Here is a 16,499-nt window from a genome sequence, read left to right as displayed (position 1 = left end):
AGCGGCCGTTTGTTTTCCTGCGAAGCATATGGCGCTTATTGCGCCAGACGCCTGTCGTGTTCGATCACGGCGTAGGCGCTGTGATTGTGGATCGATTCGAAGTTCTCAGCCTCGAGCACATATGCGACGATTCGCGCATCCTCATTCAGACGCTGCGCGACATCGCGCACGAGATCCTCGACGAACTTCGGATTTTCGTACGCGCGCTCGGTGACGAACTTCTCGTCCGGGCGCTTCAACAGACCCCACAGTTCGCAAGAGGCTTCTTCTTCAGCGATGCGGATCAGGTCTTCAACCGGCACGTCGTCGGCCAGTTCGGCGTTGATCGTGACGTGCGAACGCTGATTGTGAGCGCCGTATTGCGAGATCTTCTTCGAGCAGGGGCACAGGCTCGTTACCGGCACCAGCACCTTCAGGAATACGCGGGTCGCGCCGTTGCGCGTATCGCCCGTCAACGTGACCTCGTAGTCGAGCAGACTCTGCACACCCGACACCGGCGCCGTCTTGTTCACGAAATACGGAAACGAGACCTCGATGCGGCCGGCTTGCGCTTCGAGCTTTTCGAGCATCGAAGCCAGCATCTTGCGGACCGTGGCAGGTTCGAGCGGCGCCTTGTTCTCTTCGAGCAAGGCAACGAAACGCGACATGTGCGTGCCCTTCTGGTCCGCGGGCAGATGAACGTCCAGGTTCCAGGTGCCGATCGTGGGCTGCACTTCGCCGTCACCGGTACGAACCGTCAACGGATGCCGCACCGCCTTCACGCCGACGCGCTGGATCGGGATCTGACGCGTATCGGGCGTGCTTTGCACGTCGGGCATCACAAAGGCGGGATTCATCTGATTCATCTTGTTATCCTTACTGGTTGCGCCGGACGATGCGCACAACCGCAAGCGCCGGCTCACGCCGGCGCTGCCTGACGGGCCCGAAGACCCTTCATTCAAATTGGAGAGTTGCCATCCTCAGGATGGCAACAGCATCACGCGACGCGCTTGACCGACTTGCCTGCTGCGCCGGCAGCTTGATCCACGAAGCGCTCGCGAATGGACTTCGCGATTCCAGCGCCGTCCAGACCACACTGCGCGAGAAGCTTGGCGGGGTCGCCATGGTCTATGAAGCGATCGGGAAGACCCAATTGTAGTACGGGCTTAATAACCCCACTCGCCAGCAGGGATTCGACGCACGCCGAACCCGCGCCGCCCATCACGCAGCCTTCTTCAACCGTGACGAGCGCATCGTGCGTTTCCGCCAGCTTGCGGACGAGTTCCTCGTCAAGCGGCTTCACGAAACGCATGTTCGCCACCGTGGCGTCCAGTTGCTCAGCAGCGGCGAGCGACGGCGCAACCATCGTACCAAACGCGAGGATCGCGATGCGCTTGCCAACCGGTTGCGATGTTTCGCGGCGGATTTCGCCCTTGCCGAGCGGAATTGCGGCCATCTGCTTGACCGTCGCGACCCCAGTGCCCGCACCGCGCGGGTAACGCACTGCCGTCGGATTCGGCTGTTGCAGCGCCGTATAGAGCATCTGACGGCACTCGTTTTCGTCCGATGCGGCCATCACCGTCATGTTCGGGATGCAGCGCATGAACGCGAGATCGTACGCGCCCGCGTGCGTCGCGCCGTCAGCGCCGACCAGACCCGCGCGATCGATTGCGAACACAACGGGCAGGTTCTGCAGCGCCACGTCGTGGATCAGCTGGTCATAGGCGCGTTGCAGGAACGTCGAGTAGATGGCGACGACCGGCTTCATGCCGTCGGCCGCCAGACCGCCGGCGAAAGTCACCGCGTGCTGCTCTGCAATACCCACGTCGAAGTAGCGGTCCGGGAAGCGCTTCTCGAACTCGACCATGCCCGAGCCTTCGCGCATCGCCGGTGTAATGCCGACCACGCGCGCGTCCAGTTCCGCCGCATCGCACAGCCATTCGCCAAACACCTGCGTGTAGGTCTTCTTGCTGGGCGCCGTCGACGGCTTGATGCCTTCGGCCGGATTGAACTTGCCCGGGCCGTGGTACAGCACCGGATCGGCTTCGGCCAGCTTGTAGCCTTGCCCCTTCCTCGTCACGACGTGCAGGAATTGCGGACCCCGCAGTTCCTTGATGTTCTGCAGCGTCGGGATCAGCGAGTCGAGATCGTGACCGTCGATCGGCCCGATGTAGTTGAAGCCGAACTCTTCGAAGAGCGTGGCCGGCACGATCATGCCCTTGGCGTGCTCTTCGAGCTTGCGGGCGAGGTCGAGCATCGGCGGCGCGACGCGCAGCACGCGTTCGACGCCCGCACGCGCGGCGGCGTAGAAGCGACCCGACATCAGGCGCGCCAGATGTCGATTCAGCGCGCCAACCGGCGGCGAAATCGACATATCGTTGTCGTTGAGGATGACGAGCAGCGGCACGTCATCTTCGACGCCCGCGTTGTTCATCGCTTCGAAAGCCATGCCGGCGGTCATCGCGCCATCGCCGATCACGGCGATGCCCATGCGGTTCTCACCCTGCAGCTTGCTCGCGATCGCCATGCCGAGCGCCGCGGAAATCGACGTGCTGGAGTGGGCGGTGCCAAACGTGTCGTACTCCGACTCGTCGCGGCGCGGGAAGCCGGAGATGCCGCCGTACTGACGCAGCGTATGCATCTGGTCGCGACGGCCCGTGAGGATCTTGTGCGGATAGGTCTGATGGCCGACATCCCAGACGATCCGGTCGCGCGGCGTGTCGAACACGTAGTGCAGCGCGATGGTCAGTTCGACCGTCCCGAGATTGGACGACAGGTGGCCGCCCGTCTGCGACACGCTGTCGAGCACGAAGGCACGCAACTCGTCAGCGAGCGGTTGCAATTGGCGGCGATCGAGGCGGCGCAGGGCCGCCGGGTCGTCGATGGTTTTCAGCAAGTCGTACATCGTCGTTCCATTGTAGGAAAACTTACGCGCCCGCACTTCATTCGCGCACACCCCTTGTGAATCGTGCACGGCGGCGGGCTTTCGCGTTCAACTAACCCGGTCTACAACCAGGTCAGCAAGCTCTGCCAGACGCTGCGCACGCGCGCCAAAAGGCGCGAGCGCGTTGTGTGCGTCCGTGCGCAGCTGTGCAGCCAGTGCACGCGACGCCTCGAGCCCAATGATGGACACGTAGGTCGGCTTGCCGTCCTTCGCGTCCTTGCCTGCGGTTTTGCCGAGCGTGGCGGAATCGGTCGTCACATCGAGAATATCGTCGACGACCTGAAACGCGAGGCCCACGGCAGCGGCATACGCGTCGAGCGACTTCATCGCGTCATCCGTCGGTGTTTCGCCTGCCAGCGCGCCCATGCGTACCGAAGCACGCAGCAACGCGCCGGTCTTCATCCGGTGCATCGTTTCCAGTTGCGGCCGCGTCAGCGTGTGGCCGACGCTCGCCAGATCGATCGCCTGGCCGCCCGCCATACCGATTGAGCCACTCGCCATCGCCAGCTCACGCACGAGCGCGGCTTGCCGAGCGGGGGCCAGCACATCCGACGTCAGCGTGACGAAAGCCTGCGACTGCAACGCATCACCAACCAGCAGCGCCGTCGGTTCGTCGTACTTGACGTGTACCGTCGGCTTGCCGCGCCGCAGCGCATCGTCGTCCATGCAGGGCATGTCGTCGTGCACGAGCGAATAGACGTGGATCATCTCCAGCGCAGCCGCAGCCGCGTCCAGACATTCCGCGCGCGCGCCCGTCAACTCACCCGCCGCATGGACCAGCAACGGGCGCACCCGCTTGCCACCGCCGAGCACGGCATAACGCATCGCCTCATGGAGCTGCGCGGGTTCGGTCGTCTGCGCCGGCAAATAGTTTTCGAGTGCCGTCTCGACGCGATCGAGCACCGATCGCATCCATTGTTCGAAAGTCATAGGTCGTCTCCGCTCTCCCCAGCGGCTGTGCCTGCGGCATTTGTCGGCAGCGGCTTGAGCGTCTCACCATCGAGTACGCGCACCTGCTGCTCGACTTTTTCCAGTTGTTGCTGGCAGAAAGCCACGAGAGCCGCGCCGCGCCGGTAGGCCGACAGCGATTCCTCGAGGCTCAGACTGCCGCCTTCCATGCGCCCGACAAGGCCTTCCAGTTCCGCGACCGCCGCCTCGTAGTTTTCCGGCAGGGGCACACCAGCGGCGTCCTGCCCGGGTACGGCAGCGGTATCCTTCGATGCGGTCTTCGCCATGAGGTCGTCGCAAAATTAAAACAAGTCGGACATTCTACGGCAAAAGCGCAATTCCCGACCCGCCAGTGGACTTACCTTCACTATCCGCCAGCTTGCACCCGCCAGAAAGAAAGCTGTCGACTCCGCCCGCAAAACGCGAACTTTCGCAACAATTTTGACCCAAATCAGGCACTTAAGCGCCCCAAGCAGGGGGAAACGGGTATAATCGCGGGCTCCCTAAATCGAATCTTCGATGGTTGGGTTGTTCACTGCTTTCACGTCTTCATCGGGAGTGGGAATGTCCAATCTGAGCAATGCATTGCAGCTGAAGTCCATCCACAGCCAGCTGCCAGTCACGGCTTACTTTGACCAGGCGCTTCTCGAGCGCGAACTCGAAACCCTTTTCAAGAAAGGTCCTCGTTACGTCGGGCACGAACTTATGGTGCCGGAAGCGGGGAATTATTTTGCCTTGCCCAGCGAGAGCGAGGGGCGTGTGCTCGTGCGTAACCAGCAGTCGCAGGTCGAACTGCTGTCGAACGTCTGCCGGCACCGTCAGGCGATCATGCTCAACGGCCGCGGCCAGACGGAGAACATCGTCTGTCCCCTCCATCGCTGGACGTATGACCTCAACGGTCAACTCCTTGGCGCCCCGCATTTTGCTGATAATCCCTGCCTGAATCTCGGCGCCACGCCGCTGCAGAACTGGCAAGGCCTGCTGTTCGAAGCACAGGGCCGCGATGTCGCGAAGGATCTCGCGCGCCTCGGCACGAAGCAGCACTTCGATTTCTCGGGCTTCATGTTCGATCACGTCGAAGTCCACGAATGCAACTACAACTGGAAGACCTTCATCGAGGTCTATCTGGAGGATTACCACGTCGTGCCGTTCCATCCGGGCCTCGGCAGCTTCGTCTCGTGCGATGACCTGCAATGGGAGTTCGGCGACTGGTATAGCGTGCAGACCGTGGGCGTCCATAACGATCTGGCACGTCCAGGCACCCCGACGTATCGCAAGTGGCACGACGAAGTCCTGCGCTTCCGGGGCGGCGAGCCGCCCGAATTCGGTGCGATCTGGATGGTGTACTACCCGGGCATCATGATCGAGTGGTATCCGCATGTGCTGGTCGTGTCGTGGCTGATTCCGCGAGGTCCGCAGCAAACGACGAACGTCGTCGAATTCTATTACCCCGAGGAAATCGCGCTCTTCGAGCGGGAATTCGTCGAGGCTGAGCGTGCGGCCTATATGGAAACCGCCCGTGAAGATGACGAAATCGCCGAACGCATGGACGCCGGCCGCCGCGCGCTGATGCAGCGTGGCGAATCGCAGGTTGGGCCGTATCAAAGTCCGATGGAAGACGGCATGCAGCACTTCCACGAGTTTCTGCGGCGCGAACTCGGCACTATCTGATTGGGGCCGCGGGCATCGGCGGTATAAGCCGCAAAGCTCGCGCGTCGCGCGGTGCGCAGCGAATAGACGGAAAGACGGGCTTCGGCCCGTCTTTTTTTGTTTAGACTAACAATATCACCCGGCCGCGCCGGAAACGCCTGCATCAGGAGTTGTCATGCCCCACACTCACTACACCACGCTGATCTCTGCCGCGAATCTCGCGGAGCGGCTCGCCGCTGCGCCGGGCAGTGTGCTGATCTTCGATTGCCGCTTCGACCTGGCCGATACCGGCGCGGGCCAAACGGCCTATGCCGATGGGCATGTCGCCGGCGCGCATTACCTGCATCTCGACCGTGACCTGTCCGGACCGAAGACCGGCAGCAACGGACGCCATCCGTTGCCGGATCGCGCGAAGCTTGTCGAAACGCTGGCTGGATACGGGCTGCAGCAAGGCCAGCAGGTCGTTGCCTATGACGCACAGGGCGGCATGTACGCGGCGCGCCTGTGGTGGCTGCTGCGCTGGCTCGGCCATGACTCGGTCGCCGTGCTCGACGGCGGCCTGCAAGCCTGGCAGGCCGCGGGCCAGCCGCTGACGCAGGATGTTCCGGCAAATACAAAAGGGAATTTCGCTGCGGGCGCGCCGCTATCGGTGACCATTGACGCGGCTGCCGTGCAACGCAACCTGACGACACGAGAACGCATCGTAGTCGATGCCCGCGCGCCGGATCGCTATCGCGGCGAAAACGAAACACTTGACCCGGTCGGCGGACACATTCCCGGCGCGTTGAATCGATTCTTCAAGGACAACCTGACTGCCGACGGCCGCTTCAAGCCGGCGCACTCGCTGCGCGAGGAATTCGGCGCACTGCTGCCAGGCACTGCGCCTGATCGCGTGGTATTGCAGTGCGGCTCGGGTGTGACGGCATGCCACAACGTGCTGGCCATGGAAATAGCCGGGCTGCACGGCGCAGCGCTTTACTCTGGCTCGTGGAGCGAATGGAGCGCGGATCCGTCACGCCCGGTAGCGACGGGACCCAACCCGTAAGCTACCAACGGGAAATCGCCATCGTCTGACAGCAGCGGCGATTTCCCTGGGTTCGACCTCACCATAGCGGCAAGGCCAGGTCGCTACGCCGCTCAGGCAACTCCGTGCTGCTTGAACCAGACTAGCGCCCGGCGCCAGCCGTCCTCGGCATCGGCCTTGCGGTAGCTCGGCCGGTAGTCCGCAAAAAACGCATGTCCCGCATCGTCATACACGACAAACTGTGATCCGCTTGCTGGCGGCGGATCCTTCGCGAGCGCCTGCTTCATCTGTTCGAGCGAGTCCTGCGTGATGCCCGGGTCTTGCCGGCCATAGAGGCCAAGGACAGGCACACGCAGATCAGCGGCATGATCGAACGGATTAGTGGGCATCGTCGCCGTAGGCTGGCCAACGACCCTGCCATACCATGCGACGGCTGCCTTCACGCGAGGGTTGTGCTCCGCATAGAGCCAGGTGATACGCCCGCCCCAGCAAAAACCGTTGATGCCGACACGATTCAGGTCGCCGCCATGCTCGCCGGCCCACACAACCGTCGCGTCGAGGTCGGCCATCACCTGCTGGTCGGGCACCTTGCTGAGCAGCTGATCGCTCAGTTGCTGGATGGTCGGGTACACCGTCGGGTCGCCCTGCCGCACGAACAGATCCGGCGCGATGGCAAGATAGCCGAGCTTGGCAAAGCGCCGGCATACGTCGGCGATGTGCTCGTGCACGCCAAACGCTTCGTGGATTACGATGATCACCGGCAAATGCGTCTTGCCCATGGGCTGCGCGCGATACGCAGGCACGATGGTGCCACCCGAATGCACGGCGATCTCACCCGCTTCGAGCCCTTCTGTATCGGTGTGGATGGTTTGCGCGGAGACCGGTAAGACGGCCGCGGCAAAACCGGTGCCGAGAGCCGCCTTGATGAACTTGCGGCGATCAAAAGGGATGTGAGGCACCAGACTGTCGACTTCAGGTTTCAACATGCGGGCTCCTTGAATGAACGGTGAGGCGGAGGCAACATGATACGACTGCCCACCGCCGCTCCGCAGAACCCGAACCGCCTGGCTGAATCAATGCAGCTTGACGCGCGGCAGCGTCGAGCGACGCAGCCAGTGTGCGAACGTATCGAGCACCATCCGCGCATAGCCGTGCAGCGCAGCAATGTGCAGACGATAGAGCGACATGTACATGAAGCGTGCGAACAGCCCCTCGATCAGCATGTTGCCGCCGATCACGCCGCCCATCAGATTCCCGACCGCACTGAAATGCCCCAGCGACACGAGCGAGCCGAAGTCGCGATAGGTGAATTCAGGCAGCGGTCGGTTCTCGAGTCGCGCCGCGAACGCCTTGAGCAGAAAGCTCGCCTGCTGATGCGCCGCCTGGGCACGCGGCGGCACGTTGCGTTCGTTGCCGGGCCACGCGCACGCGGCGCAGTCGCCCAGCGCGAAGATGTTGTCGTCGATCTCGGTTTGCAGCGTACGGCGCACTGACAACTGACCCAGCCGGTTGACCGGCAGTCCGTCGAGCTGGCTGAGAATTTCCGGCGCCTTGATGCCGGCGGCCCACACGGTCAGGTCGGCGCGAACCGTCTTGCCGCTTGCCGTGCGCACGAGGCCCGGCGCGACTTCCGCCACCGTCTCGCCGATCATCAGCTTGACGCCGAGCTTCGTCAGCAGTTCGGCCGTAGCCGTCGACACGCGTTCCTGCAACGCCGGCAGGATCCGCGGACCCGCCTCGATCAGCACGATGCCCACGTCATGACGCGGGTCGAGCTTGTGCAGCCCGTAGGCGGACAGTACCTGCGCCGTGTTGCGCAACTCCGCCGACAGTTCGACGCCCGTCGCGCCCCCGCCGACAATGGCAACCTGGATGCGCGGCTCGGTCGAAACCGCCCCATCAGATTCGGATTCGACGCACTCGTGCACCTGATGCTCCGCGCGCATGCAGGCCGCAATCAGACGTTTGCGAAAGCGTTCGGCCTGGCCGACCGTATCAAGCGCAAGCGAATACTCGGGGGCGCCCTTAACGCCGAAAAAGTGAGTCGTGCTGCCGATCGCGATCACGAGCGTGTCGTACTCGAGCTCGCGCTGAGGAAGGAGTTCGGCGCCGTCATCGTCGACGACGGGCGAGAGCGAGATGCGTTTTGCCGCGCGGTCGAGGCCCGCCAGTTCGCCCTGCTGAAACTCGAAGCCATGCCAGCGTGCCTGAGCCGCGTATTCGAGTTCCTGCGTGAACGGGTCCATGCTGCCCGCCGCGACTTCGTGCAGCAGAGGCTTCCAGATATGAGTAGGATTGCGGTCGACGAGCGTTACCTGTGCACGCGCCGCACCCTTGTTCCTTTGCGGTCCATAGCGATTGCCTAGACGTGTCGCCAGTTCCAGCCCACCTGCGCCCCCACCAACGACGATAAAACGATGCATCGAGACTCTCCGTAGTTGACGATCGGTTGTGCGTCAGGACGGCATCGATTGCACGCGTATCTGCCGTCCCTCACAGATTGTCAGCGAGCAGTGCGCATTCTCACAAGTCATCAATACGCATGTGTGACATGCGCACGACGATATCCACCCGTGTCAACGGGATGACTTGCTTGACCTCAATGCGCTTCTTCCCAGTTCGCACCCGCGCCCACTTCGGCGACGAGCGGCACCTTCAACCGGGCCACGCCGCACATCAACTCAGGTAAGCGCTTGCGAACATCGGATAGTTCGCTGTCCGGCACTTCCAGGATCAGTTCATCGTGCACCTGCATGATCATCCGCGTGCCGATGCGCTGCTTCTGGATCCAGTCCTGCACCGCAATCATCGACATCTTGATCAGGTCGGCCGCCGTGCCCTGCATCGGCGCGTTGATGGCGGCCCGTTCGGCAGCCTGACGGCGCGGTCCGTTGCCGCCGTTGATTTCAGGCAACCACAGACGCCGTCCAAATACGGTTTCGACGTAGCCCTTCGCCTTCGCGCTCGTGCGCGTTTCGTCCATGTAGCGCGCGACGCCCGGATAGCGCTGGAAATAGCGGTCGATGTAGAGCTTGGCCGCATCGCGCGTGATCCCGAGGTTCGGCGCGAGACCGAACGAACTCATCCCGTAGATCAGGCCGAAGTTGATGACCTTGGCGATACGCCGCTGATCGCTCGATACCTCGAGGGGGGTGACGCCAAACACCTCCGCGGCAGTCGCCCGGTGAATATCTTCCCCCTGCGCGAACGCGCGCAACAGGGATTCGTCGCCGGAGATGTGCGCCATGATGCGCAATTCGATCTGCGAATAATCCGCTGACACGAGCTTGTGGCCAGGCGGCGCGATAAACGCCTCGCGAATGCGCCGGCCTTCCACCGTGCGAACGGGAATGTTCTGGAGATTCGGATCGTTCGATGCAAGACGTCCCGTGACGGCCACAGCCTGCGCATAGTTCGTATGCACACGGCCGGTCTGCGCATTCACCATGCGCGGCAGCTTGTCGGTGTAGGTCGATTTCAGCTTCGACAAGCCGCGATGTTCGAGCAGCAGCTTCGGCAAGGGGTAGTCTTCGGCGAGCTTCTGCAGCACTTCTTCGTCGGTGGACGGTGCGCCGCTCGGCGTCTTCTTGACGACCGGCAACTGGAGCTTCTCGAAGAAGATCTGACCGATCTGCTTCGGCGAGCCAAGATTGAATTCGCCGCCAGCCAGCGTGTAGGCCTCGGTTTCGAGTTCGATAAGACGCGTGGCGATCTCGCTGCTTTGCACGCGCAGCTTTTCAGCATCGATTAGCACACCCGTGCGCTCCATCTTGCGCAACACGCGCGAGGTCGGAATCTCGATGTCGCGATAGACGTGCTCGAGCCCTCGCTCCGCTGCAATCTGCGGATACAGCACCTGATGCAGACGCAGGGTGATGTCGGCGTCTTCCGCCGCGTACTCTGCCGCCCGCGCGAGCGCCACTTCGTCGAAGCCGATCTGTGCCGCGCCCTTGCCTGCGACGTCTTCGTACTTGATGGTCTTCAGGCCGAGATGGCGCAGCGCGAGGCTGTCCATATCGTGCGTGCGGTGCGACTCCAGCACATACGACTGAAGCAGCGTGTCGTGCTCAATGCCGTTCATTTCGATGCCGTAGTTCGCGAGCACCTGTTCATCGTATTTCAGATGCTGACCGACCTTCTTCTTGTCGGCACTTTCGAGCCAGGGTTTCAGCTTCGCAAGCACTTCGTCGCGCGGCAGTTGCACCGGCGCGTCCGGGCCGCGGTGTGCAACCGGGATATAGGCGGCACGCCCCGCTTCGACGGCGATCGACAGCCCGACCAGTTGCGCCGTCATCGGATCCAGCGAGGTGGTCTCCGTATCGAACGCGGTTATGTCCGCTGCGTCGAGCTTCGCGAGCCATGTGTCGAACTGCTCCCACGTCTGCACGGTGTCGTACTGGTGGCCGCCGTCGATGGTCGGCGCAGGCGGCACGTCGGTCTGCGGGCCTTCGACCACGTCCGCAACCTCTACCTCGCGCAGCCACGTCTTGAAGCCATGCCGCGCGAAGACATCGCGCAGTTCGTTGCGCGATTCATCGCGCGTGGCGAGCGTTTCCTCGATCGACGCGACATGCTGGGTCAGATCGCAGTTCGTATCGACGGTGACGAGTTTCTTCGCCAGCGGCAGGAAATCGAGCGCGCGGCGCAGATTGTCTCCTACCGCACCTTTGATTTCGTCCGCGTGTGCGACGATGTCATCAAGCGTCCCGTATTGCGTGAGCCACTTGATCGCAGTCTTGGGCCCGCACTTCTCGACGCCCGGCACGTTGTCGACGGTATCGCCGATCAACGACAGATAATCGACGATCCGCTCCGGCGGCACGCCGAACTTGGCGAGCACGCCGGCGCCGTCGAGCGTTTCGTTCGTCATCGTGTTGATGAGGGTGACATGATCCGTCACGAGTTGCGCCAGATCCTTGTCGCCCGTCGACACGATCACGTTCATGCCGCGCTTTTCGGCGGCTTTGCTGAGCGTGCCGATCACGTCGTCGGCTTCCACGCCTTCGATCATCAGAAGCGGCCAGCCGAGCGCGCGCACGGCGACATGGATCGGTTCGATCTGCTTCGCCAGATCGTCAGGCATGGACGGCCGGTTGGCCTTGTACTCCGCGTACCAGTCGTCGCGAAACGTCTTGCCTTTGGCATCGAACACGCACGCGCTATACTCTGCGGTGACTTCCTTGCGCATGCGGCGCAGCATGTTGATGATTCCGTAAAGCGCTCCCGTCGGTCCGCCGTCGGGACCGCGCAGATCAGGCATAGCATGGTAGGCCCGGTACAGATAACTCGAACCGTCGACCAACAGCAGGGTCTTCCCTTCCAGCTCGTTTCCCACGATTAGTTCTTCAGGCATTATGAACAAGAGAAAAGTGATTCCGAGTCTGCGATCACTCGCAGATCAAGAGCGCGCGACGGCCAAGAAGGCTCGCGCATCGTGGCAAATGTTCACGATTATGGCAGAGTTTATCGAGGCAACCGAGTACCTCTCGGAGATCCGCCCGGCTGTCAGCATCTATGGTTCTGCACGTCTGAAACCGAACTCGCCGTACTACAAACTCGCCACGGTGATCGCACGCAAGCTCTCCGATGCAGGCTTCGCCGTGATCTCCGGCGGCGGCCCCGGCATCATGGAAGCGGCCAACAAGGGCGCTCATGCAGGCAAGGCGCCGTCGGTCGGTCTGAACATCGAACTGCCTCACGAGCAATCGGGCAACCAGTGGCAGGACATCTCGCTGCGGTTTCGCCACTTCTTCACGCGCAAGGTTACGTTCGTCAAGAACTCGGATGCAGTGATCGTGATGCCGGGCGGCTTCGGCACGCTCGACGAACTCGCTGAAGTCCTCACGCTGATCCAGACGAAGAAGTCGCGCCACGTGCCGATCATTCTGGTGGGCGCCGAGTTCTGGAAAGGCCTGCTGGCGTGGTTCCAGGAATCGCTGGTGCCGATGGGCCTCATCAATCCCGGCGACATGAATCTGATGCAGGTCATCGACGATCCGGACCAGGTGCTCGAAGCCGTCCTCGCGTTCTACGAAGACCGCGATGAAGGCGAGCAGCCGCCAACGAAGTCCGACGAAGACCGGATGTTCTATCTGTGATCCTGCGACGGGCGGCTCTCGTGCCGCCCGGTTCGCTGATACCCGACCGGTATCAGATGCCGGTCAGACAGGCCCTGCCTGCGACTCCAGCCAGCGGCAAAATTGTGCGACGAGCGGCGCCTCGGCCACTTCACGCCGAGCCACCCACCAGTAGCCGCGCGCATCGATCCGTGGGCCATCCAGCGGCAACACGAGCCGCCCGGAAGCCAGCTCGTCAGACAAGAGCGGGAGCGGCCCCAAGGCTACGCCGAGACCATCCACCGCGGCCTGTAATGCCAGATAGAAGTGGTCGAACGACTGCTTCTTCCTGCATTTCGCCTTCACACCTGCCGCGGCCAGCCAGTTGCGCCACGCGTCCGGACGCGTGTCCGAGTGCAGCAACACGTGTTTCGCGAGATCGTCCGCGACGACGATTGGAGAGCGTTGCAGCAAGGCGGGGCTGCACACCGGAATTTCCGTCTCATCCAGAAAGTGGCCGGTCGCGCAGTTGGGCCAGTGAGCGGGGCCGCGCCTGACCGCGACATCGAAACTATCCAGCATCTCCACCGGCGCGTTCGACGTCGCCAGCCGCAACTCCACATTTGGGACCATGCGCTGGAACTGGCTCAGACGCGGCAGCAGCCACTTCATCGCGAACGTCGGCAGCGCGTTGACGCGCAGCACGTGCACCACGCCCGTATCGCGCAACTGCTCGGTGGCGACGGCGATGCTGTCGAAGGCCGCCTGAACGGTCGCCAGGTACCGGCGGCCGTCGTCGGTCAGCCGCACGCGCTTGCCGTTGCGATGAAACACCTGCACGCCAACCCACGCCTCGAAAGCCGCGACCTGACGGCTGATTGCACCGTGAGTCACATGCAGTTCGTCGGCCGCGGCCGTGAAGGTCTCATGCCTGGCAGCGGCTTCGAAAGCACGCAGCGCTGGAAAAGGAGGAAGTTTACGCTTCATCCTTGTGATTCTAGATCACAAGCCGTCGCCGAAAAAATCGTTTTGCCGCGCAACGGATCGGCGCTACGCTCGACAGCCTGGAATCACTACGACTTTCGAACATGGATCACGACACCACCGCCACAGACCTGGCGCGGGCACCCAGCCTCGGCGAACTGTTCCGGGGCTTTCTCGGCCTTGGCCTGATCTCGTTTGGCGGCGCACTGCCACATGCGCGGCGCGCACTCGTCGAAGAGCGGCGCTGGCTTTCCCCTGCCGAATTCACGGACCTGCTGGGTCTGTGCCAGTTTCTGCCGGGTGGCAATGTCATTAACCTTTCAGTTGCCGTCGGCATGCGTTTTCGCGGCTTGCCCGGGGCACTTGCAGGCATTCTCGGGCTGATCGCCGGGCCTTCGCTCGTCGTCATCGGCCTCGGTGTGCTCTACGAGCGCACGCAAGACGATCCGCACGTGCGACACCTGTTTGCTGGCCTCGCCGCAGCCGCGGCCGGGCTGCTGGTCGCGATGTCGCTAAAGATCCTCCTGCCGCTGCGCCGCGATCCGGCCGCTGCGACCATCGCCGCGATCGGGTTCATCGCAATCGCGATCCTGCGCATTCCGTTATTGCCGACCATGCTCGTCCTCACGCCGCTTAGCATCGTCGTCGCCGCGAGGGCCGCACGATGAGTGACACGCTGGTCTCACTTGCGCTGATCTTCAGCCAGTTGTCGTTGCTGGCGTTCGGCGGAGGCAACACAATTCTTCCGGAGATGCAGCGGCAGGTCGTCGACGTGCATCGCTGGATGCCCGCCAGCGAGTTCAGCGCGCTCTTTGCCCTGGCGCAGGCAGCTCCTGGACCGAACATGATGGTCGTGACGCTGGTCGGCTGGCATGTGGCCGGCTGGGCAGGGATGCTGGTGACGTCGCTGGCGAAGTTCGGACCGTCGTCGATCGTGACGATCCTCGCACTTCACGCGTGGGAGCGCTTCAAGGACCGGCCCTGGCGACGTATCGCGCAGAAAGCGTTGGTGCCGGTGACCGCCGGGATCGTCACGGCAAGCGCGGTGCTGATCGCTCGCGCATCGGACGCGACGTGGATCGCCTGGCTAATCACCGTCGGGTGCGCACTGCTGGCGTGGCGCACGCGGATTCATCCGCTCTGGCTGCTGGCGGCCGGCAGCCTGATCGGCCTGACCGGCTTCGGACAGTGATGTCGCGGCCGCGCGCGGGCCTTACTGGAACGCCACCTCGGCAAAGCTGCGCAGCTTGCGGCTATGCAAGCGATGCAGCCCGTTGGTGCGCAGAATCTCCATCGCCTTCACGCCGATCTGCAAATGCTGATCGACCTGCGCGCGATAGAACTGGTCGGCCATGCCGGGCAGCTTGAGTTCCCCATGCAGTGGCTTGTCCGACACGCAAAGTAAGGTGCCGTAAGGCACGCGGAAGCGGAAGCCGTTCGCCGCAATCGTCGCGCTTTCCATATCGAGCGCAATCGCACGGCTTTGCGACAGGCGCTGCACCGGTTCGCGATGATCGCGCAGTTCCCAGTTACGATTGTCGACGCTCGCGACCGTGCCCGTGCGCATGACCCGCTTCAGTTCGACGCCATCGAGCCTCGTCACCTGAGCGACCGCGCGCTCGAGCGCAACCTGCACTTCGGCGAGCGCCGGAATCGGCACCCACAGCGGCAGATCGGCATCGAGCACGTGATCCTCGCGCACGTAGCCGTGCGCAAGCACGTAGTCGCCGAGCCGCTGCGTATTGCGCAGACCCGCGCAGTGACCGAGCATGATCCACGCATGCGGACGCAGCACCGCGATGTGATCGGTGATCGTCTTGGCGTTCGACGGCCCGACGCCGATGTTGATCATCGTGATCCCGCTGCCGTCGGCGCGCTTCAGGTGATAGGCGGGCATCTGCGGCAGACGCGGGGGCGCATGGCCCTCGTCCTGCTGCTCGCCGAGATTCGCGTTGTATGTGACCACGTCGCCCGGCTCGACGAACGATGTGTATTCGCTGCGATACGCACGCAACTCTTCGTCATCGGTGTGGGCCATCATCGTGCGGCCCAGCTTCACGAATTCGTCGATATAGAACTGATAGTTCGTATAGAGCACGTAGTTCTGCACGTGCGTCGGCGACGTCGCAGTGTAGTGCCGCAGACGATGCAGCGAGAAATCGACCCGCGCCGCCGTGAAGAGCGCCAGCGGATGCGGCTCGCCCGGCGGCGGTTCGTACGTGCCGTTGACAATGCGATCGTCCAGCAGCGCGAGATCCGGCGTGTCGAATACATCGCGCATGGCGAGCAGCCGGTCGCGGTCGAGGTCGCCTTCCAGATGGATGCCTTCTGCAAAAGCGAAGTGAATCGGAATCGGCTGGTCCGAGACGCCGACTTCGATCGCGACATGATGGTTCTTTGCGAGCAGCCGCAGCTGTTCGCGATAGTAATTGCCGAACAGGTCGGGACGCGTCACCGTGGTCTCGAACACGCCCGGACCGGCGACGAAGCCATACGAGCGGCGCGAATCGACATGCGTGTTGACATCCGTGCGCACGCGCACGAAGGGATAGCAGGCGCGCACCCGGCGCTCGAACGGCTCGTTGCGGCGGTAGCGCGCAAAGGCGTCGCGCAGGAACGATGTGTTCGCTTCGTAGATGGCGGACAGGCGCGTGACGGCGTCGGTGGCGTCGTCGAAGGCCTCGGTCGGGAAGTCGTTGGCGGGCGTCTGCACAGTGCGCTGTTTCGTGTCGTAATTCATCTTCAATCGCCTCATTCGATGAAACGACATTACCACGGAACCACGACGCATTGATGGGGTGGCGCGCACACATCAGCGGCACGGTGTTTCGCTGCAGCCGGCGCGAAAGCAGCGCAAAATAAGGCGATGACGCCCTTCTATAAGGTCGGATTTGCTAGAATCTGGGCACCCAAT

At 62.9% G+C, this 16,499-nt stretch carries 14 protein-coding genes; 5 read left to right on the top strand and 9 right to left on the bottom strand.

From position 1 onward, the window contains the following. Window positions 1-35: 35 nt before the first annotated feature. The 4 genes from folE2 to P3T23_RS03555 form a co-directional block, all read right to left on the bottom strand. Entirely contained in the window at window positions 36-845 is an 810-nt protein-coding gene (gene folE2, locus P3T23_RS03570; RefSeq protein WP_429314795.1) for a GTP cyclohydrolase FolE2, read from the bottom strand. Between the two features lie 131 nt (window positions 846-976). Next, window positions 977-2,884: a 1-deoxy-D-xylulose-5-phosphate synthase gene (gene dxs, locus P3T23_RS03565; protein ID WP_429314794.1), complete on the bottom strand. Its 1,908-nt coding sequence runs from the start codon at window positions 2,882-2,884 to the stop codon at window positions 977-979. A gap of 87 nt (window positions 2,885-2,971) precedes the next feature. After that, the gene (locus tag P3T23_RS03560) at window positions 2,972-3,853 is read right to left on the bottom strand and encodes a polyprenyl synthetase family protein (protein WP_429314793.1); all 882 of its coding nucleotides are present in this window, start codon (window positions 3,851-3,853) and stop codon (window positions 2,972-2,974) included. Further along, the gene (locus tag P3T23_RS03555; RefSeq protein ID WP_429314792.1) at window positions 3,850-4,158 is read right to left on the bottom strand and encodes an exodeoxyribonuclease VII small subunit; all 309 of its coding nucleotides are present in this window, start codon (window positions 4,156-4,158) and stop codon (window positions 3,850-3,852) included. The genes P3T23_RS03560 and P3T23_RS03555 overlap by 4 nt, the downstream gene beginning before the upstream one ends. Before the next feature lie 277 nt (window positions 4,159-4,435). On the opposite strand from P3T23_RS03555, the gene P3T23_RS03550 reads away from it, so the two are divergent. Further along, complete coding sequence (locus P3T23_RS03550; protein WP_429314791.1) at window positions 4,436-5,542, top strand: aromatic ring-hydroxylating oxygenase subunit alpha; 1,107 nt, start codon at window positions 4,436-4,438, stop codon at window positions 5,540-5,542. 154 nt (window positions 5,543-5,696) lie between these two features. Further along, window positions 5,697-6,566 carry a sulfurtransferase gene (locus P3T23_RS03545; RefSeq protein WP_429314790.1) on the top strand — a complete coding sequence of 290 codons (870 nt, stop codon included), beginning with the start codon at window positions 5,697-5,699 and terminating at the stop codon, window positions 6,564-6,566. Window positions 6,567-6,658: 92 nt separating this feature from the next. Here the strand turns inward: P3T23_RS03545 and P3T23_RS03540 are convergent, their stop codons facing one another. The 3 genes from P3T23_RS03540 to polA all read right to left on the bottom strand — a co-directional run bounded on the left by P3T23_RS03540 (window position 6,659) and on the right by polA (window position 11,898). Then, window positions 6,659-7,531 carry a dienelactone hydrolase family protein gene (locus P3T23_RS03540; RefSeq protein ID WP_429314789.1) on the bottom strand — a complete coding sequence of 291 codons (873 nt, stop codon included), beginning with the start codon at window positions 7,529-7,531 and terminating at the stop codon, window positions 6,659-6,661. A gap of 87 nt (window positions 7,532-7,618) precedes the next feature. Next, complete coding sequence (locus P3T23_RS03535) at window positions 7,619-8,968, bottom strand: NAD(P)/FAD-dependent oxidoreductase (RefSeq protein WP_429314788.1); 1,350 nt, start codon at window positions 8,966-8,968, stop codon at window positions 7,619-7,621. A 176-nt stretch (window positions 8,969-9,144) separates the two neighbouring features. Further along, window positions 9,145-11,898, bottom strand: a complete 2,754-nt coding sequence (polA, locus tag P3T23_RS03530) for a DNA polymerase I (protein WP_429314787.1) — start codon at window positions 11,896-11,898, stop codon at window positions 9,145-9,147. 1 nt (window position 11,899) lies between these two features. On the opposite strand from polA, the gene P3T23_RS03525 reads away from it, so the two are divergent. Next, a complete protein-coding gene (locus tag P3T23_RS03525) occupies window positions 11,900-12,643 on the top strand; it encodes a TIGR00730 family Rossman fold protein (protein WP_429314786.1) in 744 nt (247 codons plus the stop codon). 63 nt (window positions 12,644-12,706) lie between these two features. On the opposite strand, the gene P3T23_RS03520 is transcribed toward P3T23_RS03525, so the two are convergent. Then, window positions 12,707-13,588: a transcriptional regulator GcvA gene (locus tag P3T23_RS03520; RefSeq protein WP_429314785.1), complete on the bottom strand. Its 882-nt coding sequence runs from the start codon at window positions 13,586-13,588 to the stop codon at window positions 12,707-12,709. Window positions 13,589-13,689: 101 nt separating this feature from the next. Here P3T23_RS03520 and P3T23_RS03515 point away from each other — a divergent pair, with 101 nt between their 5' ends. Both P3T23_RS03515 and P3T23_RS03510 read left to right on the top strand, forming a co-directional pair. Further along, on the top strand, window positions 13,690-14,253 hold the full coding sequence (locus P3T23_RS03515) for a chromate transporter (protein ID WP_429314784.1): 564 nt from the start codon (window positions 13,690-13,692) through the stop codon (window positions 14,251-14,253). Further along, the gene (locus tag P3T23_RS03510; protein WP_429314783.1) at window positions 14,250-14,777 is read left to right on the top strand and encodes a chromate transporter; all 528 of its coding nucleotides are present in this window, start codon (window positions 14,250-14,252) and stop codon (window positions 14,775-14,777) included. Before P3T23_RS03515 ends, P3T23_RS03510 begins: the two co-directional genes overlap by 4 nt. A 21-nt stretch (window positions 14,778-14,798) precedes the next feature. Here P3T23_RS03510 and P3T23_RS03505 read toward each other — a convergent pair whose 3' ends face one another. Next, window positions 14,799-16,325, bottom strand: coding sequence for an AMP nucleosidase (locus P3T23_RS03505; RefSeq protein ID WP_429314782.1), 1,527 nt, complete (start codon window positions 16,323-16,325; stop codon window positions 14,799-14,801). Window positions 16,326-16,499: the final 174 nt, after the last annotated feature.

This window comes from Paraburkholderia sp. GAS448 (assembly GCF_050435685.1).
GTDB lineage: Bacteria > Pseudomonadota > Gammaproteobacteria > Burkholderiales > Burkholderiaceae > Paraburkholderia.
Note: the sequence above shows the minus strand (reverse complement) of the source record. Positions and strands in the feature narration are given on the sequence as shown.

What these genes read in the sequence shown, in the direction of transcription:
- P3T23_RS03540 (WP_429314789.1), bottom strand. Translation starts at nt 7,531, where the DNA reads ATGTTGAAACCTGAAGTCGACAGTCTGGTGCCTCACATCCCTTTTGAT.
- P3T23_RS03545 (WP_429314790.1), top strand. Translation starts at nt 5,697, where the DNA reads ATGCCCCACACTCACTACACCACGCTGATCTCTGCCGCGAATCTCGCG.
- P3T23_RS03505 (WP_429314782.1), bottom strand. Translation starts at nt 16,325, where the DNA reads ATGAATTACGACACGAAACAGCGCACTGTGCAGACGCCCGCCAACGAC.
- P3T23_RS03550 (WP_429314791.1), top strand. Translation starts at nt 4,436, where the DNA reads ATGTCCAATCTGAGCAATGCATTGCAGCTGAAGTCCATCCACAGCCAG.
- P3T23_RS03535 (WP_429314788.1), bottom strand. Translation starts at nt 8,968, where the DNA reads ATGCATCGTTTTATCGTCGTTGGTGGGGGCGCAGGTGGGCTGGAACTG.
- P3T23_RS03525 (WP_429314786.1), top strand. Translation starts at nt 11,900, where the DNA reads ATGAACAAGAGAAAAGTGATTCCGAGTCTGCGATCACTCGCAGATCAA.
- P3T23_RS03520 (WP_429314785.1), bottom strand. Translation starts at nt 13,588, where the DNA reads ATGAAGCGTAAACTTCCTCCTTTTCCAGCGCTGCGTGCTTTCGAAGCC.
- P3T23_RS03515 (WP_429314784.1), top strand. Translation starts at nt 13,690, where the DNA reads ATGGATCACGACACCACCGCCACAGACCTGGCGCGGGCACCCAGCCTC.
- folE2 (WP_429314795.1), bottom strand. Translation starts at nt 845, where the DNA reads ATGAATCAGATGAATCCCGCCTTTGTGATGCCCGACGTGCAAAGCACG.
- P3T23_RS03510 (WP_429314783.1), top strand. Translation starts at nt 14,250, where the DNA reads ATGAGTGACACGCTGGTCTCACTTGCGCTGATCTTCAGCCAGTTGTCG.
- dxs (WP_429314794.1), bottom strand. Translation starts at nt 2,884, where the DNA reads ATGTACGACTTGCTGAAAACCATCGACGACCCGGCGGCCCTGCGCCGC.
- P3T23_RS03555 (WP_429314792.1), bottom strand. Translation starts at nt 4,158, where the DNA reads ATGGCGAAGACCGCATCGAAGGATACCGCTGCCGTACCCGGGCAGGAC.
- P3T23_RS03560 (WP_429314793.1), bottom strand. Translation starts at nt 3,853, where the DNA reads ATGACTTTCGAACAATGGATGCGATCGGTGCTCGATCGCGTCGAGACG.
- polA (WP_429314787.1), bottom strand. Translation starts at nt 11,898, where the DNA reads ATGCCTGAAGAACTAATCGTGGGAAACGAGCTGGAAGGGAAGACCCTG.